1 protein-coding gene is annotated in these 320 nt (G+C 43.8%); it reads right to left on the reverse strand.

From position 1 onward, the window contains the following. Nucleotides 1–56 precede the first annotated feature (56 nt). Nucleotides 57–320, reverse strand: a 264-nt coding sequence (locus A3756_RS04770) for a putative quinol monooxygenase (protein ID WP_068553004.1), incomplete at its 5' end; no start/stop codon positions are given.

Below are 320 nucleotides of genomic sequence, written 5' to 3' on the forward strand. Positions count from 1 at the left end.
CCCAGTTCGAGGCACTATATGGGTGGTGCTGGCATAATTGGTTATGTGACTAGAGGCTATACCGCAACAGAGTCTGATAACAAATCACACGAATTAAATACGCGCTCAGATAACCCATATTTTTTAGCCTGCTCTCGCCATGGTTTAATGTGCGGCGCACTTAGGTGATCATTTAAGCTCTCACGATTCGGCCACAACTCTGAAAAACGAATTAAGCCCTTATCGAATGGATCTTCCGCAACATCGTACGCAATGCATCCATCATTTTCGTGAGTGCTACGAACTAAAGCATTTAAGTGTGGTAATACCCACTTAAATGC

It is taken from the genome of Oleiphilus sp. HI0086, assembly GCF_001635225.1.